The sequence below is a fragment of the Streptomyces sp. NPDC052023 genome, assembly GCF_044548465.1.
Taxonomy (GTDB): domain Bacteria; phylum Actinomycetota; class Actinomycetes; order Streptomycetales; family Streptomycetaceae; genus Streptomyces.
On record NZ_JBIUBW010000048.1, the window covers coordinates 1 to 4178 of the forward strand.

6 protein-coding genes are annotated in these 4178 nt (G+C 66.3%); 3 read left to right on the forward strand and 3 right to left on the reverse strand.

From position 1 onward, the window contains the following. Positions 1 to 246: 246 nt before the first annotated feature. On the reverse strand, positions 247 to 471 hold the full coding sequence (locus tag ACIHCM_RS37440) for a cold-shock protein (RefSeq protein ID WP_033203862.1): 225 nt from the start codon (positions 469 to 471) through the stop codon (positions 247 to 249). A 430-nt stretch (positions 472 to 901) separates the two neighbouring features. Between ACIHCM_RS37440 and ACIHCM_RS37445 the strand changes: the two genes are divergently transcribed. Then, positions 902 to 1198: a hypothetical protein gene (locus tag ACIHCM_RS37445; protein WP_235074007.1), complete on the forward strand. Its 297-nt coding sequence runs from the start codon at positions 902 to 904 to the stop codon at positions 1196 to 1198. A gap of 205 nt (positions 1199 to 1403) precedes the next feature. On the opposite strand, the gene ACIHCM_RS37450 is transcribed toward ACIHCM_RS37445, so the two are convergent. Continuing rightward, entirely contained in the window at positions 1404 to 1565 is a 162-nt protein-coding gene (locus ACIHCM_RS37450) for a GIY-YIG nuclease family protein (RefSeq protein ID WP_399906533.1), read from the reverse strand. A 129-nt stretch (positions 1566 to 1694) separates the two neighbouring features. On the opposite strand from ACIHCM_RS37450, the gene ACIHCM_RS37455 reads away from it, so the two are divergent. Continuing rightward, positions 1695 to 2525: an IS5 family transposase gene (locus ACIHCM_RS37455; RefSeq protein ID WP_399906525.1), complete on the forward strand. Its 831-nt coding sequence runs from the start codon at positions 1695 to 1697 to the stop codon at positions 2523 to 2525. Further along, positions 2522 to 2932, forward strand: coding sequence for a hypothetical protein (locus ACIHCM_RS37460; protein WP_399906527.1), 411 nt, complete (start codon positions 2522 to 2524; stop codon positions 2930 to 2932). The genes ACIHCM_RS37455 and ACIHCM_RS37460 overlap by 4 nt, the downstream gene beginning before the upstream one ends. Here the strand turns inward: ACIHCM_RS37460 and ACIHCM_RS37465 are convergent. Beyond that, positions 2913 to 3647: a DUF6193 family natural product biosynthesis protein gene (locus tag ACIHCM_RS37465; RefSeq protein ID WP_399906530.1), complete on the reverse strand. Its 735-nt coding sequence runs from the start codon at positions 3645 to 3647 to the stop codon at positions 2913 to 2915. The two genes, ACIHCM_RS37460 and ACIHCM_RS37465, sit on opposite strands and share 20 nt — an antisense overlap. Positions 3648 to 4178: the final 531 nt, after the last annotated feature.

The following is a 4178-nucleotide window of genomic DNA, read 5'->3' on the forward strand; positions in this document are numbered from 1 at the left end:
CTCGATCAGCAACGAGTCGAGACTCCCGCCACAGCCGCAATCTCATGCCTGACCAGCGGAATCCGCACACGGCATTCGGAAAGAGAACGGCCTCTGACAGGTGCGCAGTGGCGGAAGAGCGGCGGATGGACGGCGCATGGAGTTCGATCCGGGCCCGCTGCGGCGGCTGTAGTCGACGGATGCGACGGCCGGACAGGGGTGTTGGCGTATGCGCCCGTCCGGCGTTGTTGATGTCAGCTGTGGATGTCAGGCACGCCGAGGCGCAATGCTGACCGCGCGGTAGTCGTATCCGTCCTGTTTGAAGCCCGGAGCCTCCCACTTGAGGTCCACCTGTTGTCCGGGCGACAGGGTACGGAAGCCGGGCGCCTGGATGTCGGAGTAGTGGCCGAAGCAACCCCCGGGGGTCTCGGGGGAGTCGAGCACGCCCCACCCTTCCTCGTCGTTCCACTCGCGGACAGTCGCAGTCACCATGGGCGCATGCTACGGGCTTCGTCTGCGCCGACGCACTTGGTACCTCAGCTTGGAAGCTTGGGTTTCTTGGTAGCGGTTGCTGTGCTGACCTGCGCCGGGAGTGTCTGATCCTCAGCCGACGACAGTCAGCCACGACGGCGGCTGCGCCTACCGATCGCGCACTGGTATGCCTCGCCGCACCCCCACCGGCCTCAGCCACGCCGCCATGTCGTCGACCAGAGCAAGCCGCGCTGGCGGAAGCGTGGCGTTGAGACATTGAGTGGGGACCTCTTCGTCCCGAAGCAACTTGGGTAGGGGCGCTGCCTTGGGCTGGTGTGCCTCTCACCTGTGCTGACTATCCGCTGACGTTCGCGGTCGTCCGCTGTTGTTCGTCGGCGTTGTCACGCAGTTAGACACTCAAGGGTCCTGGGGGCGCGATACAGTGCGCGCCGTGGACATACCCGGCTGGTTCGTCTGGCTCGCTCTCGGTCTGGCCGTCTTGCAGGCCCTCGGCCTCGTTCCCGTCATCCGCCGACTGCGCGGATCCGACTCGGCGGTGCGTTTCGAAGCGCGCCTTGACCTGCTGGACGTCGTCGCCTCCCTGCTGCTCTTCGGCGGCCTGGTGCTCAGTCTCGCAGTCGCGGAATCGTGGTTCTGGCTCACCTGCGCTGGCTTCGCGCTCATGACCGCCGTGTACGCCGTGAAGGGTGTCCACTGGCTCCGCGCTCGCCAGCGTCACACGACCTGACCCAAACGACAGGCGCTAGCCGCTCGGCGCACTACTTCTTCTTGCCCTGGGTGTTGTCGGGGATCTTGGCGAGCTGGGTTTTTGCTGGTCAGGGGCGGTGGGCTCGTGCGCTTGGTGGTCGTCGTTGGTCGTCCTTGGCCACTGTCGAGCGGCCTCGGACGGCCCAGAGACGGCCCAGGCAGTGACCCGTTACCCATCTGAGGACCTACGAGTTGATGGACAACTCCCGCGCTCGCTGGCGTGCTTGGGCTCGTAGCTCCTTCAAGCGACTGTGAAACGCGTTGTGCCGGTTCTGGTCGAGGTTCAGCGGGAGGTTGAGTTGAGAGATGAGCTGCGACTCCAGGTCCCACGGTTCGCTCTGCTCGATCCGGTGGGAGCCCGTACACCACTTCTCAGAGGGCGATTCGTGAGGCTATGACTGTTTTGCCGTCACTTCATGGAGTGGGCTTGGGGCGTCTCGGCTGATCGGCGGGGCTGAGGGTGCTGGGCTGATCGGGTGAGTGAGCGCAAGCGGTATCCGAGCGATCTGTCGGATGAGCGGTGGGCGCTGATCGAGCCGGTGATCACCGCGTGGAAGGCCGCGCATCCGTCGGTCAGCCGTCACCAGGGCCGTTACGAGATGCGGGAGATCGTGAACGCAATCCCGTACCAGTCCCGGACAGGCTGCCAGTGGGACTATCTGCCGCACGATCTTCCGCCTCGATCGGCGACGTACTACTACTTCGCCAAGTGGCGCGACGACGGCACCGATCAGACCATCCACGACCTGCTGCGCTGGCAGGTCCGCGAGAGGGCAGGCCGGTCGGAGGACCCGAGCCTGGTCGTACTGGACACCCAGAGCGTCCACGCCGCGGTGAACGTGCCCGCCGGCACGACCGGCAAGGACCCAGCGAAGAAGGTGCCCGGCCGCAAGCGCGGGCTCGCGGTCGACGTGCTGGGCCTGGTCATCGCCGTGGTCGTACTCGCCGCCTCCGCCCACGAGAACCGGGCAGGGACGGTCCTGTTGGACCGGGTCGCCGCACAGACGGCGACCGTGTCAAAAGCGCTGGTCGACCAGGGCTTCAAGAGCGCGGTGGTCGCGCACGGCGCCACCCTGGGTATCGACGTCGAGATCGTCGAGCGCAACCCGGCAGAACGGGGCTTCGTGCCGCAGGCGAAAAGGTGGGTGGTCGAGCGCACGTACGGGATCTTGATGCTGCACCGGCGCCTCGTCCGCGACTACGAGAGCCGCCCGACCAGCTCGGAGTCGCGCGTGTACTGGGCGATGACCGACGTGATAGCACGCCGGCTCACCGACCAGACCACCCCGACGTGGCGAGACGCATGAGTGGGCCCGAACCGGTCCGGTCATTGCTGGACAAGATCGCCGCACGCGAGCAGGCTCTCGAGGACGAGGCCGAACAGGTCCGAGCGCGGCTTGACGAACTCACCTCCCGGCTGCGCGAGCTGGAGCAGGAGGCCGAACACCTGCGGATTACCAGCAAGACCGTCCTCGCTCTCGCTGACGAACCCGACCCGCAGCCCACGGTCCCGCAGCACCCCGCCTACCAGCAGATCCTCGCCACCTTCGCCGAGGCGCGCAATCCGCTGCGGGCCCGTGACCTGTGCCAGGCCCTTGACCTCGGCATCATCCCGAAGAACATCGAAAGCACACGGCACAAGCTCAAGCGCCTGGTCAGTCGCGGCATCCTCACGGAGCCCGAGCCTGGCTTGTTCACCCTGCTCCGAGCGTGACGGGTCCGAGATCAGTAGGCAGGCGGCTGGCAGCGATCGACACGGCCTCTGCCGCCGTCGTCGCCTCGGTGAGGCCCTCGCCCGTCATGTTGGTGCTGACGGTAAATGGCTTCTGCCGATGGGCGGCCAGGCAAATTCGGACAACGGTGAGGCGCGGACGGGTGCTGGTGGAGAACCGCAGGACCCAGTGGCTGGTGAAGGGGTAGAGCCTACGCAGTGCCGGCTCGGCGTATGCCGCCTCGATCAGCGCGCGGTACTCAGACCAGTCCACCTCGCCAGCTTCGGTGAGCAGGTGCTGCCACTCTGATTCGGTGAGTCGCCCCGGATCGTTGTCGGCCACCTCGAAGCGACCCGTGAGATGCACGAACGGAGCGACCTCCCGGATGGCGGTCAACTCGTCACCGTTGTGCCAGGCATGCGCGGCCCGGACGATTTGGGCCAGCTCGTCTGTATCTCCTTCGACAAGCGCCATGTCCTGGAATGACTCGCACCCGCGGATCGACCAACGACGTTCGACCGCCCAGGCGCTGATGGCCAGAGTGGTCCGGCGCGGAGCCGCGCTCGCGACCGAAGCCGCTCGCAGTGGGGCTGTTTCGGAGACCGTGAACGACACGGAGAGGCCGTCCCTGTCGGCTACCGCCTGAAGTGCCGCGGCAAGGCCGCCCTCGGCCGCGATGTCGGGATACAGAGCGGCGGGATCTTGGGAGGCGGCCATGAGTCACGATTGTGCCCCAGCCGCTACCTGCGGCGTACTCCGATTCGAGGCATCGCCACGACTCCACTACGCAGACCGGGAGCGGCGGTCAGCCGGGTCGCTTGCGCTCGCAGACGCGAACACGGCCCCGCCCTCATCACTCTCGAACAGGCCGCCTCGCCCAACGCCAAGCTTGAAACGGACATTCGCTCGCGAATCTCCCTCTCAGGACGCAACCCTGGTCGATGCTGACTGAGCGCCCCTGGCCTGCGTGGCTCGTGACATCAGCTTGGGAAGCTGCGGGCATTTGCGGCGGGTAGGGCTGCTGAACTGGGCGTTCACCTGGCACCGGGTCTCATCGCCCTCGGTCGCTTTCACCGTGGTTCCCCGCTGTTCCCCGCTCGATCTGGTGCGCTTGTGGTGCGTCGGTCATGTCCAAGTCTGTCGCTGGGGTGGTGAGTGAGGGGCCCCGAAGATCCCGGACAGGGACCCAATAGGGTTGTCCTGTAAGGAATCGAGGGAAGCAGCAAGTGGCACGTCCAAGTCCGTACT